Annotated in this window: 18 protein-coding genes and 1 rRNA gene; 18 read left to right on the forward strand and 1 reads right to left on the reverse strand. The window is 53.1% G+C overall.

Features of this window, described 5'->3' with window-relative positions; all coding sequences use genetic code 11:
* Window positions 1-163 precede the first annotated feature (163 nt).
* From acuI to WFN75_RS18010, 18 genes are all read left to right on the forward strand, one after another.
* Complete coding sequence (gene acuI, locus WFN75_RS17925; protein ID WP_263616203.1) at window positions 164-1,138, forward strand: acrylyl-CoA reductase (NADPH); 975 nt, start codon at window positions 164-166, stop codon at window positions 1,136-1,138.
* Between the two features lie 77 nt (window positions 1,139-1,215).
* Window positions 1,216-2,217: a protein-methionine-sulfoxide reductase catalytic subunit MsrP gene (gene msrP / locus WFN75_RS17930; RefSeq protein WP_040073825.1), complete on the forward strand. Its 1,002-nt coding sequence runs from the start codon at window positions 1,216-1,218 to the stop codon at window positions 2,215-2,217.
* The gene (msrQ, locus tag WFN75_RS17935) at window positions 2,217-2,816 is read left to right on the forward strand and encodes a protein-methionine-sulfoxide reductase heme-binding subunit MsrQ (RefSeq protein ID WP_263616202.1); all 600 of its coding nucleotides are present in this window, start codon (window positions 2,217-2,219) and stop codon (window positions 2,814-2,816) included. The genes msrP and msrQ overlap by 1 nt, the downstream gene beginning before the upstream one ends.
* A gap of 234 nt (window positions 2,817-3,050) precedes the next feature.
* A complete protein-coding gene (gene aroQ / locus WFN75_RS17940; RefSeq protein WP_046885750.1) occupies window positions 3,051-3,503 on the forward strand; it encodes a type II 3-dehydroquinate dehydratase in 453 nt (150 codons plus the stop codon).
* A gap of 21 nt (window positions 3,504-3,524) precedes the next feature.
* Window positions 3,525-3,992, forward strand: coding sequence for an acetyl-CoA carboxylase biotin carboxyl carrier protein (gene accB, locus WFN75_RS17945; RefSeq protein WP_046885749.1), 468 nt, complete (start codon window positions 3,525-3,527; stop codon window positions 3,990-3,992).
* Window positions 3,993-4,002: 10 nt separating this feature from the next.
* The gene (accC, locus tag WFN75_RS17950) at window positions 4,003-5,352 is read left to right on the forward strand and encodes an acetyl-CoA carboxylase biotin carboxylase subunit (RefSeq protein ID WP_006178859.1); all 1,350 of its coding nucleotides are present in this window, start codon (window positions 4,003-4,005) and stop codon (window positions 5,350-5,352) included.
* A gap of 109 nt (window positions 5,353-5,461) precedes the next feature.
* On the forward strand, window positions 5,462-5,704 hold the full coding sequence (locus WFN75_RS17955) for a YhdT family protein (protein WP_006178860.1): 243 nt from the start codon (window positions 5,462-5,464) through the stop codon (window positions 5,702-5,704).
* Window positions 5,694-7,145, forward strand: a complete 1,452-nt coding sequence (gene panF / locus WFN75_RS17960; RefSeq protein WP_046885748.1) for a sodium/pantothenate symporter — start codon at window positions 5,694-5,696, stop codon at window positions 7,143-7,145. Before WFN75_RS17955 ends, panF begins: the two co-directional genes overlap by 11 nt.
* A gap of 11 nt (window positions 7,146-7,156) precedes the next feature.
* Window positions 7,157-8,038 (forward strand): 50S ribosomal protein L11 methyltransferase, encoded by an 882-nt coding sequence (gene prmA / locus WFN75_RS17965; RefSeq protein ID WP_207292491.1) that lies wholly within the window; start codon window positions 7,157-7,159, stop codon window positions 8,036-8,038.
* A gap of 374 nt (window positions 8,039-8,412) precedes the next feature.
* A complete protein-coding gene (dusB, locus tag WFN75_RS17970; RefSeq protein ID WP_040073817.1) occupies window positions 8,413-9,378 on the forward strand; it encodes a tRNA dihydrouridine synthase DusB in 966 nt (321 codons plus the stop codon).
* Between the two features lie 23 nt (window positions 9,379-9,401).
* On the forward strand, window positions 9,402-9,698 hold the full coding sequence (fis, locus tag WFN75_RS17975; protein ID WP_000462905.1) for a DNA-binding transcriptional regulator Fis: 297 nt from the start codon (window positions 9,402-9,404) through the stop codon (window positions 9,696-9,698).
* 199 nt (window positions 9,699-9,897) lie between these two features.
* Window positions 9,898-10,062, forward strand: coding sequence for a DUF2556 family protein (locus WFN75_RS17980; protein WP_040073816.1), 165 nt, complete (start codon window positions 9,898-9,900; stop codon window positions 10,060-10,062).
* A gap of 155 nt (window positions 10,063-10,217) precedes the next feature.
* Complete coding sequence (locus tag WFN75_RS17985; protein ID WP_336996605.1) at window positions 10,218-12,293, forward strand: putative bifunctional diguanylate cyclase/phosphodiesterase; 2,076 nt, start codon at window positions 10,218-10,220, stop codon at window positions 12,291-12,293.
* Window positions 12,294-12,687: 394 nt separating this feature from the next.
* The gene (locus WFN75_RS17990) at window positions 12,688-12,909 is read left to right on the forward strand and encodes a lipoprotein (RefSeq protein ID WP_040073814.1); all 222 of its coding nucleotides are present in this window, start codon (window positions 12,688-12,690) and stop codon (window positions 12,907-12,909) included.
* A 446-nt stretch (window positions 12,910-13,355) separates the two neighbouring features.
* Complete coding sequence (locus WFN75_RS17995; RefSeq protein WP_046885744.1) at window positions 13,356-14,381, forward strand: amino acid ABC transporter substrate-binding protein; 1,026 nt, start codon at window positions 13,356-13,358, stop codon at window positions 14,379-14,381.
* Between the two features lie 66 nt (window positions 14,382-14,447).
* A complete protein-coding gene (locus WFN75_RS18000; protein WP_212476802.1) occupies window positions 14,448-15,629 on the forward strand; it encodes an amino acid ABC transporter permease in 1,182 nt (393 codons plus the stop codon).
* A gap of 9 nt (window positions 15,630-15,638) precedes the next feature.
* Complete coding sequence (locus WFN75_RS18005; RefSeq protein ID WP_046885742.1) at window positions 15,639-16,742, forward strand: amino acid ABC transporter permease; 1,104 nt, start codon at window positions 15,639-15,641, stop codon at window positions 16,740-16,742.
* A 7-nt stretch (window positions 16,743-16,749) separates the two neighbouring features.
* Window positions 16,750-17,508: an amino acid ABC transporter ATP-binding protein gene (locus WFN75_RS18010; protein ID WP_040073810.1), complete on the forward strand. Its 759-nt coding sequence runs from the start codon at window positions 16,750-16,752 to the stop codon at window positions 17,506-17,508.
* Window positions 17,509-17,624: 116 nt separating this feature from the next.
* Here the strand turns inward: WFN75_RS18010 and rrf are convergent.
* A 5S ribosomal RNA gene (gene rrf / locus WFN75_RS18015) occupies window positions 17,625-17,737 on the reverse strand; the annotation flags it as partial.

Here is a 17,737-nt window from a genome sequence, read left to right on the forward strand (position 1 = left end):
TGAATGAGGATAGCGAGTGAGCGCTAACTCGCTTTAAACAGCGGCATACTACCAAACCTGGTGTTTCTGGCAATTTATTGCGTTAAATCGGCATCGCGTTTCACTGTGCGAGTATAGTCTTCAGAAATTATTTTCCCATCATCATGCTTAGTAAGGAACCTGTATGCAGGCTTTGATCTTAGAACAGCAGGACGGCAAAACGCTTGCCACAGTGCAAGCCATCGAAGAGAGCCGACTGCCTGAAGGCGACGTGACCGTTGATATTGACTGGTCGAGCCTGAACTACAAAGACGCGCTCGCCATTACTGGTGCGGGTAAAATTATCCGAAACTTCCCCATGGTTCCGGGTATCGACTTTGCGGGTCGCGTTCATACCAGTGAAGATCCTCGCTTTCATGCCGGGCAGCAGGTGCTGCTGACCGGCTGGGGCGTTGGCGAAAATCACTGGGGTGGCCTCGCCGCTCAGGCTCGCGTGAAGGGCGACTGGCTGGTTCCTATGCCGAAAGGCCTTGATGGCCGTAAAGCCATGATCATCGGCACCGCCGGCTTCACCGCCATGCTCTGCGTTATGGCGCTCGAAGAGGCGGGTGTTACGCCGCAATCGGGCGAAATCGTGGTGACCGGCGCCAGCGGCGGCGTAGGGAGCACCGCGGTCGCGCTGTTACATAAGCTCGGCTATCAGGTCGCGGCGGTCTCTGGTCGCGAAAGCACCCATGATTATCTGCGCAAGCTGGGGGCGAGCCGCATTCTGGGCCGCGACGAATTCGCTGAAACCCGTCCGCTGGAAAAACAGCTCTGGGCCGGTGCGGTGGATACCGTCGGCGATAAAGTGCTGGCGAAAGTGCTGGCTCAGATGAACTACGGCGGCTGCGTGGCGGCCTGCGGTCTGGCGGGCGGCTATGCACTGCCCACCACGGTGATGCCATTTATTCTGCGCAACGTGCGTTTGCAGGGGGTAGATTCCGTTATGACGCCCGCCGCTCGCCGTACCGAAGCATGGACGCGGCTGGTTCGCGATTTGCCGGAAGCGTTCTTTGCCCAGAGTGCAACCCAGATTGGCCTCGAGCAGTCGGCAGAATATGCTGCGAAGATTATCGCCAACCAGGCCCAGGGTCGTACGCTGGTTAAAATCGCCTAATCTTCAATTTTTCGTGACATATTCGCATTAACCTCACTCCTCCGTCATGCTTACCTCATCGCATGACGGAGGATGCCATGAAAATGAAAAAACTGACGGAAGCCGATGTAACTGCTGAATCGGCTTTTATGCTCCAGCGCCGCCAGATCCTGAAAATGCTTGGCATCAGCGCCACTGCACTCACCCTTACCCCCTCGGCTCACGCCGATTTGCTCGACTGGTTCAAAGGCAATGATCGTCCGAAAGCCCCTGCCGGTAAGCCACTGACGTTCTCCAGACCCGATCAATGGCAGAGCAAACTGGCCCTGACGCCGGAAGATAAGGTCACCGGCTATAACAACTTCTATGAGTTTGGCCTGGATAAGGCCGATCCTGCGGCCAATGCCGGCAGTATGAAGACCGATCCCTGGACGTTAACTATTGACGGTGAAGTCGCGAAACCTTTAACGCTGGATCACCATGACCTCACCACCCGCTTTCCGCTGGAGGAGCGCATCTATCGTATGCGTTGCGTAGAAGCCTGGTCGATGGTGGTGCCGTGGATCGGTTTTCCGCTTCACAAACTGCTGGCGATGGTAGAGCCGACCAGCAATGCAAAATATGTCGCCTTCCAGACGCTTTACTCCCCTGAGCAGATGCCTGGCCAAAAAGATCGTTTTATCGGCGGCGGGCTGCAATATCCCTATGTAGAGGGCCTGCGTCTTGACGAAGCGATGCATCCTCTCACGCTGTTGACCGTTGGGGTATATGGCAAAGCGCTGCCACCGCAAAATGGTGCCCCTGTTCGCCTGACCGTGCCGTGGAAGTATGGATTTAAAGGAATTAAATCTATCGTCAGCATTAAGCTGACCCGTGAACGTCCGCCGACCACCTGGAACCTCGCCGCGTCCGATGAATATGGTTTTTATGCCAACGTGAACCCGCATGTGGACCACCCTCGCTGGTCGCAGGCTACTGAACGTTTTATCGGCTCCGGCGGTGCGCTGGATGTGAAACGCCAGCCTACACTGCTCTTCAATGGCTATGCCGATCAGGTGGCATCGCTCTATCGCGGCCTCGATCTCCGGGAGAATTTCTAGTGCGGCTGACGGCAAAACAGATTACCTGGCTGAAGGTCGCCCTGCATCTTGCCGGAGCGCTTCCTTTTATATGGCTGTTCTGGGCAGTGAATGCTGGCGCGTTCAGCGCCGACCCGGCGAAAGATATCCAGCATTTTACGGGTAGGATGGCTCTGAAATTTTTACTGGCGACCTTGCTGGTCTCACCGCTGGCGCGTTACGCTAAACAGCCATTATTGATACGCACCCGTCGTCTGTTAGGGCTATGGTGTTTTGCCTGGGCGACAATCCATCTCACCAGCTATGCGCTGCTTGAGCTGGGGATTAACAATTTGTCGCTACTGGGCCGCGAACTGGTGACGCGCCCTTACCTGACGCTGGGCGTTGTAAGCTGGCTGATTCTGCTGGCGCTGACGCTCACCTCGACGCAGTATGCCCAGCGTAAACTGGGCCGACGGTGGCAGTATCTGCACAACTTCGTCTATCTTGTTGCGATCCTCGCCCCCATTCATTACCTGTGGTCGGTGAAAATTCTCTCGCCGCAGCCCATCATCTATGCGTTACTGGCGTTGGGCCTGCTGGCGTGGCGTTATAAGAAGTTCCGCCAGTGGTTGCGATAGTTCGCGAAACTGTGCGTTTTCCCGCAGAATACTTATCATCCGTGAATCTTTTTGGGTTTGCGGTTGATAATCTTCCCTGATAAGACCAGTATTTAGCTGCCAAATGCTACGAAATCGTTATAATGTGCGACTTTGGTTTTCCTGACAGAGGTTTTGGACCTCTGAAAGGGTGACAATCGCGCATCGAAGGTATATTTTGTTTTTTACCCGAGATTCGCAGGAGATAGCGGCATAATGGCTGGTAAATTTCAAATCTTAGTTCTTAACGGACCGAACCTGAACATGCTCGGAACCCGTGAGCCAGAGAAGTATGGCACGCTAACATTGAATGAAATTGTTAACCGTCTGGGTACGGAAGCAGCGTCATTAGATGTGGATTTGGATCATTTTCAGTCAAATGCGGAGTACGCAATCATCGACCGTATTCATCAGGCTAAAGACAATGTGGACTATATCCTGATCAATCCGGCCGCGTTTACGCACACCAGTGTTGCTATCCGCGACGCACTGCTTGCGGTGAGTATCCCGTTTATCGAGATCCACCTGAGTAACGTGCATGCCCGAGAACCGTTCCGCCACCATTCCTACCTGTCGGATATCGCCGCAGGCGTTATCTGTGGACTGGGTGCAGACGGTTATTCATACGCTTTACAGACAGCGGTAAAACGCCTGTCACAATCACACTAAACAAGAGTACGGAACCCACTCATGGATATTCGTAAGATTAAAAAACTGATCGAGCTGGTTGAAGAATCAGGCATCTCCGAACTGGAAATTTCTGAAGGCGAAGAGTCTGTACGCATCAGCCGTGCAGCCCCAGCCGCTAGCTTCCCGGTAATGCAGCAAGCTTATGCAGCACCAATGATGCAGCAGCAGCCTGCGCTTGCCTCAGCCGTTGCGCCAGCAGCAGAAGCTGCACCTGCCGCAGCCGCAGAAATCAGTGGTCACATCGTACGTTCCCCAATGGTTGGTACTTTCTACCGCACCCCGAGCCCGGACGCGAAAGCGTTCATCGAAGTGGGTCAGAAAGTCAATGCTGGCGATACCCTGTGCATCGTCGAAGCCATGAAAATGATGAACCAGATCGAAGCAGACAAGTCAGGTACTGTGAAAGCGATTCTGGTCGAAAGTGGTCAGCCGGTAGAATTTGACGAGCCGCTGGTCGTCATCGAGTAACGAGGCGAACATGCTGGATAAAATTGTTATCGCCAACCGTGGCGAGATTGCACTGCGTATTCTTCGTGCCTGTAAAGAACTGGGCATCAAGACCGTGGCCGTGCACTCAAGCGCGGATCGCGATTTAAAACACGTATTGCTGGCGGATGAGACGGTCTGTATTGGCCCGGCTCCGTCCGTAAAAAGCTATCTGAACATCCCGGCTATCATCAGCGCCGCTGAAATCACCGGCGCGGTGGCAATTCATCCGGGTTACGGCTTCCTCTCTGAGAACGCCAACTTTGCCGAGCAGGTTGAACGCTCTGGCTTTATCTTCATCGGCCCGAAAGCCGACACCATTCGTCTGATGGGCGACAAAGTGTCTGCGATTACCGCAATGAAGAAAGCCGGTGTTCCAACTGTACCAGGCTCCGACGGCCCTCTGGGCGACGATATGGATGTTAACCGTGCCCATGCAAAACGCATTGGCTACCCGGTAATCATCAAGGCGTCCGGCGGCGGCGGCGGTCGTGGTATGCGCGTTGTGCGCAGCGATGCAGAACTGGCCCAGTCCATTGCCATGACAAAAGCGGAAGCGAAAGCGGCTTTCAGCAATGACATGGTTTACATGGAAAAGTACCTGGAAAACCCACGCCACATCGAAATTCAGGTGTTGGCTGACGGTCAGGGTAACGCCATCTATCTGGCGGAACGCGACTGCTCCATGCAGCGTCGTCACCAGAAAGTGGTCGAAGAAGCACCAGCGCCGGGCATTACCCCGGAACTGCGTCGCTACATCGGCGAGCGTTGCTCCAAGGCCTGTGTGGATATCGGCTATCGCGGCGCGGGTACTTTCGAGTTCCTGTTCGAAAACGGCGAGTTCTACTTCATTGAGATGAACACCCGTATTCAGGTTGAACACCCGGTTACCGAAATGATCACCGGCGTTGACCTGATCAAAGAGCAACTGCGTATCGCTGCCGGCCAGCCTCTGTCCATCAAACAGGACGAAGTTGTGGTCAAAGGCCATGCGGTAGAATGCCGTATCAACGCCGAAGACCCGAACACCTTCCTGCCAAGCCCGGGTAAAATCACGCGTTTCCACGCGCCGGGTGGCTTTGGTGTGCGCTGGGAGTCTCATATTTACGCCGGTTACACCGTACCGCCGTACTATGACTCAATGATCGGTAAACTCATCTGCTACGGCGAGAACCGTGACGTGGCGATTGCCCGCATGAAGAACGCCCTGCAGGAACTGATCATCGACGGTATCAAAACCAACGTTGATCTGCAGATGCGCATCATGAGCGACGAGCACTTCCAGAATGGTGGGACTAACATCCACTATCTGGAGAAGAAACTCGGTCTGAACGAGAAGTAAGTTTGCAGCAACGCGAAAAGGCCGGTTAATCCGGCCTTTTTTTATTTCTGGGGGGAGCCATGCCCCATCATGTACAATCCCCGCTTTCTTCATCCACAAGGGACAAAAAATGGACAAGCGCTTTGTTCAGGCCCATAAAGAAGCCCGTTGGGCATTGTGGCTAACCCTTCTCTATCTCGCCGCTTGGTTAGTAACTGCTTACCTACCTGATTCAGCCATTGGCATTACCGGCCTGCCTCACTGGTTTGAGATGGCGTGTCTGCTGGTGCCGCTGGTCTTTATCCTGCTGTGCTGGGCAATGGTGAAATTCATTTATCGCGATATTCCGCTGGAGGACGATGATGCAGCCTGAAGTCATTCTGCCGCTTATCGCTTACCTGTTAGTGGTGTTTGGTTTGTCCGTTTATGCGATGCGTAAAAGGACCACCGGCACCTTCCTGAATGAGTATTTTCTCGGTAGCCGCTCGATGGGCGGCGTTGTGCTGGCCATGACGCTTACCGCCACCTATATCAGCGCCAGCTCGTTTATCGGTGGTCCCGGTGCCGCCTATAAATACGGGTTAGGCTGGGTGCTGCTGGCAATGATCCAGTTGCCTGCCGTCTGGCTCTCTTTGGGTATTCTTGGCAAAAAATTTGCCATTCTGGCTCGCCGCTATAACGCCGTGACGCTCAACGATATGCTGTTTGCGCGCTATCAGAGCCGTCTGCTGGTGTGGCTCGCAAGCCTGAGCCTGCTGGTCGCCTTTATTGGTGCGATGACGGTACAGTTTATCGGCGGCGCGCGTTTGCTGGAGACGGCAGCGGGGATCCCCTATGAGACGGGCCTTATCATCTTCGGGGTGAGTATTGCGCTGTACACCGCCTTTGGCGGGTTCCGTGCCAGCGTGCTGAACGATACGATGCAGGGGATGGTGATGCTTATTGGCACTATCGTTCTACTGGTGGGCATTGTTCATGCGGCAGGCGGACTGAGCCATGCCGTGGAAACCCTGGAAGCGATCGACCCGAAACTGGTCTCGCCGCAGGGCGCGGACGATATCCTCTCCCCAACGTTTATGACCTCGTTCTGGGTGCTGGTGTGCTTTGGGGTGATAGGCCTGCCGCATACCGCGGTGCGATGCATCTCTTATAAAGACAGCAAAGCGGTGCACAGAGGCATCATCATCGGCACTATCGTTGTGGCGATCCTGATGTTTGGTATGCACCTGGCAGGCGCGTTAGGCCGCGCGGTGATCCCGGACCTGACGGTCCCCGATTTGGTGATCCCAACGCTGATGGTCAAAGTGCTTCCACCTTTTGCCGCCGGGATATTCCTCGCCGCGCCTATGGCCGCCATTATGTCGACGATCAATGCTCAGCTCCTGCAAAGTTCCGCTACGATCATTAAAGACCTCTATCTGAACCTGCGCCCGGAGCAGGTCGAAAACGAGCGACGCCTGAAGCGGATGTCAGCCGTGATTACGCTGCTGTTAGGGGCATTGCTGCTGCTGGCCGCCTGGCGTCCGCCGGAGATGATCATCTGGCTCAACCTGCTCGCGTTCGGTGGGCTTGAGGCGGTCTTCCTGTGGCCGCTGGTGCTGGGGCTTTACTGGGAGCGGGCCAATGCCGCAGGCGCGCTGAGCGCTATGATTGTAGGCGGCGTGCTGTACGCCGTTCTTGCGACGTTTAATATTCAGTACCTGGGCTTCCATCCGATTGTGCCTTCGTTACTGTTAAGCTTACTGGCGTTTGTGGTAGGGAACCGTTTTGGTCAACCCGTCCCACAGCCCGCTATGATTTCTACTGATAAATAAAGAGTTTTGCCATGCCGTGGATCCAACTGAAACTGAATACAACCGGCGCGAATGCCGAAGAGCTGAGCGATGCGCTGATGGAGGCCGGCTCGGTTTCCATCACCTTCCAGGACACGCATGATACGCCGGTTTTCGAGCCGCTTCCGGGTGAAACCCGCCTGTGGGGCGACACCGACGTTATCGGCCTGTTCGATGCCGAAACCGACATGAACGAGGTTGTCGCGATTCTGGAAAACCATCCGCTTCTGGGTGCTGGTTTTGTGCATAAGATCGAGCAGATCGAAGACAAAGACTGGGAACGCGAGTGGATGGATAACTTCCATCCAATGCAGTTCGGTAAACGCCTGTGGATCTGCCCGAGCTGGCGCGACGTTCCCGATGAAAACGCGGTAAACGTGATGCTCGATCCGGGTCTGGCATTTGGTACAGGCACGCACCCTACCACGTCGCTGTGCCTGCAGTGGCTGGACGGGCTGGATCTGGAAGGCAAGACCGTGATCGACTTTGGCTGCGGCTCGGGGATCCTGGCCATCGCAGCGCTGAAGCTGGGTGCAGCCAAAGCGATCGGGATCGACATCGATCCCCAGGCTATCCAGGCCAGCCGCGATAACGCTGAACGTAACGGCGTCTCCGATCGCCTTGAGCTCTATCTGCCGCAAGACCAGCCAGCTTCCATGAAAGCCGATGTCGTGGTGGCTAACATCCTGGCGGGCCCGTTACGCGAGCTGGCTCCGTTAATCAGCGTGCTGCCGGTTGAGGGCGGTCTGCTGGGACTTTCTGGCATCCTTGCCAGCCAGGCGGAGAGTGTTTGCGAAGCCTACACCGAGCTGTTCGCGCTTGATCCTGTGGTCGAGAAAGAAGAGTGGTGTCGTATCACGGGTCGTAAAAAGTAAAACGATGGGAGCGCCTGTTTTTCAAACTGTTACGTCGGTCAAAAAACAGGCCCCCCCCGACTGCGATCATGTTCTAAAATGCGACTCAGATCGCAAAGAACTGGAAAAATCTGCTGCTAAAAACAGCAGATTATTCGGTTTTCGGTTTCATTGATTAAGAAAAAACGAGAAGTTTTGGGAAATTGTAAGCGGCTATAAAATCACCTTATTCTGTTAAGCTAATGATTTATATCGCATATAATTCTCTTCGTTATGCTTCGCTCCGGATTCCATGATCTGCAACAGGTGATTGTTCAAAGTTTGGCCTTTCATCTCGTGCAAAAAATGCGTAATATACGCCGCCTTGCAGTCACAGTATGGTCATTTCTTAACTCATGCGCATCGGACACCACCAGCTCAGAAATCGCCTGATTGCAGCCCCTATGGCAGGTATTACCGACCGGCCGTTCAGGACGCTGTGTTACGAGATGGGAGCCGGTTTAACCGTATCCGAGATGATGTCGTCTAACCCGCAGGTTTGGGAAAGCGATAAGTCTCGTCTTCGGATGGTGCACATTGATGAACCAGGTATCCGCACCGTGCAAATTGCCGGAAGCGTGCCTGAAGAGATGGCAGATGCCGCGCGTATCAACGTGGAAAGTGGCGCCCAGATTATTGATATCAATATGGGTTGCCCGGCCAAGAAAGTGAATCGCAAGCTTGCAGGTTCAGCCCTTCTGCAATACCCCGACCAGGTGAAGTCCATCCTGACGGCGGTTGTCAGCGCGGTGGACGTTCCTGTTACGTTGAAGATTCGCACGGGTTGGTCGCCGGAACACCGTAACTGTGTAGAGATTGCCCAACTGGCCGAAGACTGTGGCATTCAGGCCCTGACAATTCATGGACGCACACGCGCCTGTTTGTTCAATGGTGAAGCTGAATACAGCAGTATTCGGGCAGTCAAGCAGAAGGTTTCCATTCCGATTATCGCGAATGGCGACATTACTGACCCGCTTAAAGCCAGAGCTGTGCTCGACTATACGGGAGCTGATGCTCTGATGATAGGACGTGCCGCTCAGGGAAGACCCTGGATCTTTCGGGAAATCCAGCATTATCTGGACACTGGGGAGCTGCTTGCCCCGCTGCCTCTGGCAGAGGTTAAGCGCTTGCTTTGTTCGCACATTCGGGAACTGCACGACCATTATGGTCAGGCAAAAGGGTACCGAATTGCGCGTAAACACGTCTCCTGGTATCTCCAGGAGCACGCTCCAGATGACCAGTTTCGGCGCACATTCAACGCCATAGAGGATGCCAGCGAACAGCTGGAGGCGTTGGAGGCATACTTCGAAAATCTTGCGTAATGAAATAAAGAGCTGACAGAACTATGTTCGAACAACGCGTAAATTCTGACGTACTGACCGTTTCTACCGTTAACTCTCAGGACCAGGTAACCCAAAAGCCCCTGCGTGACTCGGTTAAACAGGCACTGAAGAACTATTTTGCTCAACTGAACGGTCAGGATGTTAATGACCTGTATGAGCTGGTACTGGCTGAAGTTGAACAGCCACTGTTGGACATGGTGATGCAATACACCCGCGGTAACCAAACCCGCGCTGCGCTGATGATGGGTATCAACCGTGGTACTCTGCGTAAGAAACTGAAAAAATACGGCATGAACTAATTTCGATTAGCTAAATGCTTGTTTAAAAAGGCGCTACTCGGCATGGGGAAGCGCCTTTTTTATGCCTCGCGCAGGCAAAATATGACGGACAATCCCCCTCTTCTCTGCAGAAACGTAAAGCCTGACTTCCCCTCTTCTCAGCCGCTATTTTTCGTGTATATTTCCTGCACTCTTGTCAATTATTCCCGGAAAAATCCGCATGATCCGTAAGTATGGGTGGCTCGTTGTCTTCGCAATCACCATTTTTCTTTTTGATGCACTTTTAATGCAGTGGATCGAGATGATGTCTACGGAAACTGACAAGTGCCGCAATATGGATTCCGTTAATCCACTTAAATTGATTAACTGTTCAGATTTGGAATAATCATCCAAATGCAGTGAAAAGAGACGAACTCACGACATTCCCGCTAAAAAAGTACGGACTTAAAACCCTTTCAGGCGTATCCATTGGATGATAATGTCTCCCCCCTTCTTACCCGGTATAACCGAATACCTCACTATGTATGAGTAGAAGTGATCATGCTGGTTAGTCATTACGACCAAGTCCTTGTGGTTATCTCTTTTGTTGTTGCCATCCTCGCATCTTACACTGCGCTGAACATGGCCGGCCGGGTGGCTGGCAGTACCGGAACCGCAGCCCGCGTCTGGCTGACCGGTGGCGGCGTTGCTATGGGCATTGGAATCTGGGCCATGCACTTTATCGGCATGCTGGCGATGGATGTCTCGATGCGCATGAACTATGACCTGCTCGTGACGCTGGTTTCAATGCTGATTGCTATTGGCGCATCGATCTTTGCCCTTTGGTTCGTCAGCCGGCAGCAACTGCGCTTACGTCGACTGTTCCCGGGGGCGCTCATTCTGGGTACCGGCATTGTGGCGATGCACTATACCGGTATGGCGGCCCTTCAGGTCGAACCGGCAATCGTCTGGGATATACGCTGGGTGGTGCTCTCAGTCGCGATTGCAATGCTCGCTTCGCTGGCGGCGTTGTGGCTCACTTTCCGATTACGTCATGATGCCGCACAGGTTGCACTCATGCGCGCTGGCGCGGCGATCCTGATGGGACTCGCCATCGCCGGCATGCACTTTACTGGCATGATGGCCGCGCAGTTCCCTGTTCAGATGCATATGCAGCACCAGGGGGTGAACGGCAGCTGGCTGGCCATGCTGGTGAGCGTTGTGGCGCTTTCTATTCTCGGTATTACTCTGCTGGTATCGATGTTCGATGCCAGATTACAGGCTCGCACCGCTCTGTTGGCGTCATCGCTGGCGGAGGCTAACCGTGAGCTGGCCCAGTTGGCGTTACACGATACCCTGACCCGTTTACCTAATCGCGTATTACTTGAAGACCGTCTCGATCAGGCAATCAGCAAAGCCGATCGCGAAGGGCGGACATTTGCCCTGCTGTTTATGGATCTGGATGGCTTTAAAGCCGTCAACGATGCCTGGGGACATGATGCCGGGGATAAACTGCTGATCGCGGCCACTGAGCGGATGAAGCAACCGCTGAAAGGGCAATATACTCTGGCGCGTATTGGTGGCGATGAGTTTGTCCTGCTCGCGGAGATCGAAGCCCCGGACGATGCCGCGACGCTGGCCAGCTCGCTGGTTCATGTTATCGATAAACCCTTTAGCCTGGATCTTCATGAGCTGAATGTGACCCTCAGTATCGGGATTGCCCTTTACCCTCACGATGGTAAAAACCCCCGTGAATTGATGTTCAATGCCGATGCCGCGATGTATCACACCAAGCATATGGGTCGAAACGGCTATCACTTCTTCCAGCCATCGATGAATACCCTGGCGCAAAAACAGCTCCAACTGATGAACGATCTCTGGATGGCGCTGGAACGTGACGAGCTAAAACTGGTATATCAGCCAAAGTTCAAGGCTCCAGTGGGGCCCGTGGTCGGCTTTGAAGCCCTGCTGCGCTGGCATCATCCTGTAGACGGGCTGCTCTCACCTGACCTGTTCCTGCCGCTCGCCGAAAAGAGCGGGCTTATCATTCCTATCGGTAACTGGGTTATCGATGAGGCCTGCCGCCAGCTCCGTGAGTGGCATTTGCAAGGCCACGAGACGTGGTCGGTGGCCGTTAATCTTTCTACGCTGCAATTTGAACAACCGCAACTGGTAGAGACGGTGATGAACAGCCTTGCGCGCCATCATATTCCACCGCATACCCTGATTCTGGAAGTGACAGAAACCACGGCGATGAATAATCCGGAGGAGAGCGTAAGGGTACTCACCGAGCTGACGCAGGCGGGGGTAAAAGCCTCGATTGACGATTTTGGCACCGGCTACTCCAGCCTGCTTTATTTAAAACGGTTGCCCGCCTGTGAACTCAAAATCGACCGCGCCTTTGTAAAAGAGCTCAGCGGTGAGAGTAACGATGCAACTATCGTTTCGGCCATCGTTGCGTTGGCCAAAACGCTTAATCTGAAGGTGGTGGCAGAAGGCGTAGAGACTCCGCAGCAGCAAGAGTTCTTAACCGAACTGGGGTGCAATACATTGCAGGGTTATCTGCTTGGACGGCCTGTCTCGCCGCAGACCATTGCCTCGCTATGCCACGATCCCCAAGCCCTGCTCTCTACGTAGCATTAAACGACAGGCGCCACGCTAAGGCGCCTTAATGCGACCCGTATTTAACGCAGCCCTGGTGACAGTGTGCTTTGCGACAGATTGCTGGCACGTCAAAATTTACCTTTGCGAGCATGTCGCGGACCTCATTAATGTCACAGAACATTGTTTAGATTAATTAATAGATTAGCCAGTTAATAAATCAGGCTCGCCCAGAGCAGATATTGTGTCTCCCTAATCTCTCCATTATTAAGCCTCCGCAGTCCCTTTTTCTCCACGAAGTTTACAATCCAAATAATTTGAGATTAATCATCCTGTATGGCCCCTTTAAACCGATGGTAAAATGGCCTCCTGCTTTGCGGAATACTTGCTGATGGCATCGTAAAGTAAGAATTAATTTTGAGGTAAGATCATGAAAAGATTCATTTCAGTTGCCCTGCTTACTGCACTCCTCGCGGGTTGTGCACATGATTCACCCTGCGTTCCGGTCTATGACGACCAGGGCAGATTGGTTCACACCAACACCTGCATGAAAGGAACCACTCAGGATAACTGGGAAACGGCTGGCGCGATCGCAGGTGGTGCCGCGGCTCTCGCCGGGCTGACGCTGGGTATCGTTGCTCTGACGAAATAATCCTGAAGCGCGGACAGCTGTCCGCGCTTTAGCTTTTCCCGTCTAATTTCCGCTACGCATTTGCGTTAATTAATATTTAGTTCTTGCTCACATCTTTTTTGCCTTATTTATCTTTTATCAGAATAACCGCGTGATGCTATTCACAAGTTATTTAAATTAACTCGCCTGCCAATATTCACCTTAGAAATCACTTTATTTCCTCATCACGTTTTATTCAAACTTTTGCTCTAAATTGTGGCGCAGGTTGTCATTTCGCACCATTTCAGGGCGCTCGAAATATTTATTGCTGTCTACACTCAGCATTACGCATCGCGTATTCGTTAATTGCGTTGAATGCAAAAACTGGCATTGCGTTTGCTTAGAAAACGTTGGCCATAGCCACAGACAGGTTAAAGCGTATATAAGCGCTTCACTATAACGATAATTCTCGCCACACAGGATGCAATATGAAAAAAACGATGATAGCCAGTCTGGCCGCCGTTGCGGTCATGCTCGTAGTCGCTAACCAGGCTCACGCGGGGGCAACTCTGGATGCCGTGAAGAAAAAAGGGTTCGTTCAGTGTGGGATCAGTGACGGGTTACCTGGCTTCTCTTATGCCGATGCCAGCGGTAAATTCTCGGGTATTGATGTGGATGTTTGCCGTGGGGTCGCCGCGGCGGTGTTTGGCGATGATACAAAAGTGAAATATACCCCGCTGACGGCGAAAGAGCGTTTTACCGCATTGCAATCCGGCGAAGTGGATCTGCTTTCACGTAATACCACCTGGACCTCCTCCCGTGATGCAGGAATGGGTATGACATTTACTGGCGTAACCTATTACGACGGTATCGGCTTTCTGACTCACAATAAAGCAGGGCTGAAGAGCGCGAAAGAGCTGGATGGTGCCACAGTCTGTATTCAGGCAGGTACAGATACTGAGCTGAACGTGGCCGATTACTTCAAGTCTAATAAGATGAACTATACCCCCGTCACGTTTGACCGCTCCGACGAATCTGCTAAAGCGCTGGAGTCTGGCCGTTGCGATACCCTGGCCTCTGACCAATCTCAGCTGTATGCCCTGCGTATTAAACTGAGCAACCCGACTGAATGGATTGTTCTGCCGGAGGTTATCTCAAAAGAGCCGCTGGGTCCGGTCGTACGTCGAGGTGATGATGAGTGGAACGCTATTGTGCGCTGGACGCTGTTTGCCATGCTTAATGCAGAAGAGATGGGCATTAACTCGAAAAACGTCGATGAAAAAGCCGCGAATCCTTCTACTCCCGATATGGCTCACCTGCTGGGTAAAGAGGGTGATTACGGCAAAGATTTGAAGCTTGATAACAAGTGGGCCTACAACATCATTAAAAAGGTGGGCAACTACTCGGAGATCTTCGAGCGCAACGTAGGATCGGAGAGCGCGCTGAAGATCAAGCGTGGCCAGAACAACCTCTGGAACAATGGCGGCATTCAATACGCACCGCCGGTACGTTAAGCATTTTGCTGTAACGGGCACTGCTGCGGCAGTGCCCAGCCCAGAGTCATGGTTACCGAGGTTTCTATGTTTCATCGCCGCTCAGCCGTCAAAGGCGCGCTCTCTTTTTCTCATCCTGCAGTTCGCGCATGGCTGTTTCAAATCCTTGCCATTCTTGCTGTACTGGCCGTCGCGATCTATCTGATTCATAACACCGTTACTAACCTGAGCAATCGGGGTATTACTTCGGGCTTCGCATTTCTGGACCGTGGTGCGGGGTTCGGTATTGTCCAACATTTAATTGATTACGATGAGGGCGACACTTACGGCCGCGTTTTCCTTGTAGGCCTGCTCAATACGCTGCTGGTCTCAGCGCTTTGTATTGTGCTTGCTTCCATCCTGGGGTTTTTTCTGGGCCTGGCGCGTCTGTCCGATAACTGGCTCCTGCGTAAAATCTCGACGATCTATATTGAGACGTTCCGTAATATTCCCCCTCTGTTGCAGATCTTTTTCTGGTACTTTGCTGTACTACGTAATCTGCCCGGCCCCCGGCAGGCTGTTAATGCGTTCGAGCTCGCCTTCTTAAGCAACCGCGGGTTGTATATCCCCTCACCGCAGATGGCCGAAGGTTTACTGCCATTTATCGCCGCGCTGGTTATTGTGGCTGCCATTTCCATTGGGTTGTTTCGCTATAACCGCGCGTATCAGATAAAAACCGGTCAGTTACGACGCACCTGGCCTGTCACTCTGGGACTGCTTATTGTTCTGCCGCTTCTGGCGCACTGGATATTTGGCCCAGCGTTACACTGGGACGTCCCAGCGCTCCGCGGGTTTAATTTTCGCGGTGGAATGGTGCTAATTCCTGAACTGGCAGCGCTGACGCTGGCGTTATCGATCTATACCTCTGCTTTTATAGCCGAGATTATTCGCGCCGGAATTCAGGCCGTTCCTTATGGTCAGCACGAAGCCGCCCGATCTCTGGGCATACCTAACCCGGTAACGCTACGCCAGGTCATCATCCCCCAGGCGATGCGAGTGATTATTCCCCCGCTGACTAGCCAGTATCTCAACATTGTTAAAAACTCCTCGCTGGCTGCCGCTATCGGCTATCCCGATATGGTGTCGCTGTTCGCCGGAACCGTGTTGAACCAGACCGGCCAGGCTATCGAGACTATCGCCATCACCATGTCTGTCTATCTGATTATCAGTCTGACAATTTCACTGTTGATGAACCTCTATAACCGCCGCATCGCGCTGGTTGAGCGCTAAGGAGCCATGATGACTAAAGCCGTACTGTCTCACGCCCCGCGTTCGTCCAGCATCGGAAGCTGGCGTTTTATCGCCTGGGCACGAAAGAATCTGTTCTCCTCCTGGAGTAACAGCCTGCTGACTCTCTTCTGTTTATGGCTAATGTGGACGTTGATCCCCCCCTTGCTGAACTGGGCTTTCTTACAGGCTAACTGGCTGGGCACCACTCGCGCAGATTGCACAAAAGAGGGAGCCTGTTGGGTATTTATTCATCAACGTTTCGGCCAGTTTATGTACGGGCTCTATCCGCACGACCAGCGCTGGCGGATCAACATCGCCTTAATCATTGGGCTGTGTTCCATTGTGCCGATGTTCATGAAACAGCTCCCCCGTCGGGGGCGGTACATCGCATGCTGGGCAGTGGTATATCCCATTTTAGTCTGGTGGTTGCTGTATGGCGGATGGCTGGGGCTGGAGCGCGTGGAAACACGCCAGTGGGGCGGGCTGACGTTAACATTGATCATCGCCTCTGTCGGGATCGCCGGCGCGCTACCGCTCGGTATTTTATTGGCGCTGGGCCGTCGTTCAACCATGCCAGTGGTGCGTATCCTCTCCGTTATCTTCATCGAGTTTTGGCGTGGTGTACCGCTCATTACCGTTTTGTTTATGTCTTCGGTCATGCTGCCGCTGTTTATGGCAGAAGGAACGACCATCGACAAATTGATCCGCGCCCTGGTGGGGGTCGTTCTGTTCCAGTCAGCCTATGTTGCCGAAGTGGTCCGCGGTGGGTTACAGGCACTACCAAAAGGCCAGTATGAAGCAGCGGAGTCACTTGCCCTGGGGTACTGGAAAACACAGGGCTTAGTCATTCTGCCCCAGGCGCTCAAACTGGTAATACCTGGACTGGTTAACACCATCATCGCGCTTTTTAAAGATACGAGCCTGGTGATCATCATCGGGTTGTTCGATCTTTTCAGCAGCGTGCAGCAGGCTACGGTTGACCCCGCATGGCTGGGCATGTCGACCGAAGGCTATGTTTTCGCAGCACTTATATATTGGATCTTCTGTTTTAGCATGTCGCGCTATAGCCAGCATCTGGAAAAGCGCTTTAACACCGGGCGTACACCGCACTGAGGAAATTATGAACCCGATTACTATGTCACCCGCTGACGCGATGATTACGCTGGAAAATGTGAACAAATGGTATGGGCAGTTTCACGTGCTAAAGGATATTAACCTGAAGGTTAAACAGGGGGAACGTATTGTACTTTGCGGGCCATCCGGCTCTGGTAAATCAACAACGATTCGCTGCATTAATCACCTGGAGGAGCATCAACAGGGCCGGATTGTGGTGGATGGAATTGAGCTGAATGAAGATATTCGCAATGTCGAACGTGTCCGTCAGGAAGTAGGCATGGTGTTTCAGCACTTTAACCTTTTCCCCCATTTGACTGTTCTGCAGAACTGCACGCTGGCCCCCATCTGGGTACGCAAAATGCCGAAAAAGGAGGCCGAGGCGTTGGCGATGCACTATCTGGAACGTGTACGTATCGCCGAGCATGCCCACAAATTTCCGGGCCAGATCTCCGGCGGGCAGCAGCAGCGCGTGGCAATTGCGCGCTCGCTCTGTATGAAACCGAAAATCATGCTTTTTGATGAACCCACATCTGCTCTGGACCCGGAGATGGTTAAAGAGGTCCTGGACACCATGATTGGCCTGGCGCAATCCGGCATGACGATGTTATGCGTTACACATGAGATGGGTTTTGCCAGAACGGTAGCAGACCGAGTAATTTTTATGGATCGTGGTGAAATTGTTGAGCAGGCGCCACCGGATGAGTTCTTTGCGCATCCTAAATCAGAACGTACCCGCGCCTTCTTGTCGCAAGTAATCCATTAACGCCTTATACCAATATAAAAGGCCATCCGTCAGGATGGCCTTTCTTATTAATGCTAATTCAATAATGCATAAACAAAAGGCCCCGTCGTCAGACGGGGCCTTTTGTTTTATTTGATGTCTGGCAGTTCCCTACTCTCGCATGGGGAGACCCCACACTACCATCGGCGCTACGGCGTTTCACTTCTGAGTTCGGCATGGGGTCAGGTGGGACCACCGCGCTAAAGCCGCC

Origin of the sequence: Leclercia sp. UBA7405 (assembly GCF_037152215.1) — a bacterium.
GTDB lineage: Bacteria > Pseudomonadota > Gammaproteobacteria > Enterobacterales > Enterobacteriaceae > Enterobacter > Enterobacter pneumoniae.

Coding starts and splice junctions, on each gene's coding strand:
- acuI (WP_263616203.1), top strand. CDS start 164: ATGCAGGCTTTGATCTTAGAACAGCAGGACGGCAAAACGCTTGCCACA.
- msrP (WP_040073825.1), top strand. CDS start 1,216: ATGAAAATGAAAAAACTGACGGAAGCCGATGTAACTGCTGAATCGGCT.
- aroQ (WP_046885750.1), top strand. CDS start 3,051: ATGGCTGGTAAATTTCAAATCTTAGTTCTTAACGGACCGAACCTGAAC.
- accB (WP_046885749.1), top strand. CDS start 3,525: ATGGATATTCGTAAGATTAAAAAACTGATCGAGCTGGTTGAAGAATCA.
- accC (WP_006178859.1), top strand. CDS start 4,003: ATGCTGGATAAAATTGTTATCGCCAACCGTGGCGAGATTGCACTGCGT.
- WFN75_RS17955 (WP_006178860.1), top strand. CDS start 5,462: ATGGACAAGCGCTTTGTTCAGGCCCATAAAGAAGCCCGTTGGGCATTG.
- panF (WP_046885748.1), top strand. CDS start 5,694: ATGCAGCCTGAAGTCATTCTGCCGCTTATCGCTTACCTGTTAGTGGTG.
- prmA (WP_207292491.1), top strand. CDS start 7,157: ATGCCGTGGATCCAACTGAAACTGAATACAACCGGCGCGAATGCCGAA.
- dusB (WP_040073817.1), top strand. CDS start 8,413: ATGCGCATCGGACACCACCAGCTCAGAAATCGCCTGATTGCAGCCCCT.
- fis (WP_000462905.1), top strand. CDS start 9,402: ATGTTCGAACAACGCGTAAATTCTGACGTACTGACCGTTTCTACCGTT.
- WFN75_RS17980 (WP_040073816.1), top strand. CDS start 9,898: ATGATCCGTAAGTATGGGTGGCTCGTTGTCTTCGCAATCACCATTTTT.
- WFN75_RS17985 (WP_336996605.1), top strand. CDS start 10,218: ATGCTGGTTAGTCATTACGACCAAGTCCTTGTGGTTATCTCTTTTGTT.
- WFN75_RS17990 (WP_040073814.1), top strand. CDS start 12,688: ATGAAAAGATTCATTTCAGTTGCCCTGCTTACTGCACTCCTCGCGGGT.
- WFN75_RS17995 (WP_046885744.1), top strand. CDS start 13,356: ATGAAAAAAACGATGATAGCCAGTCTGGCCGCCGTTGCGGTCATGCTC.
- WFN75_RS18000 (WP_212476802.1), top strand. CDS start 14,448: ATGTTTCATCGCCGCTCAGCCGTCAAAGGCGCGCTCTCTTTTTCTCAT.
- WFN75_RS18005 (WP_046885742.1), top strand. CDS start 15,639: ATGACTAAAGCCGTACTGTCTCACGCCCCGCGTTCGTCCAGCATCGGA.
- WFN75_RS18010 (WP_040073810.1), top strand. CDS start 16,750: ATGAACCCGATTACTATGTCACCCGCTGACGCGATGATTACGCTGGAA.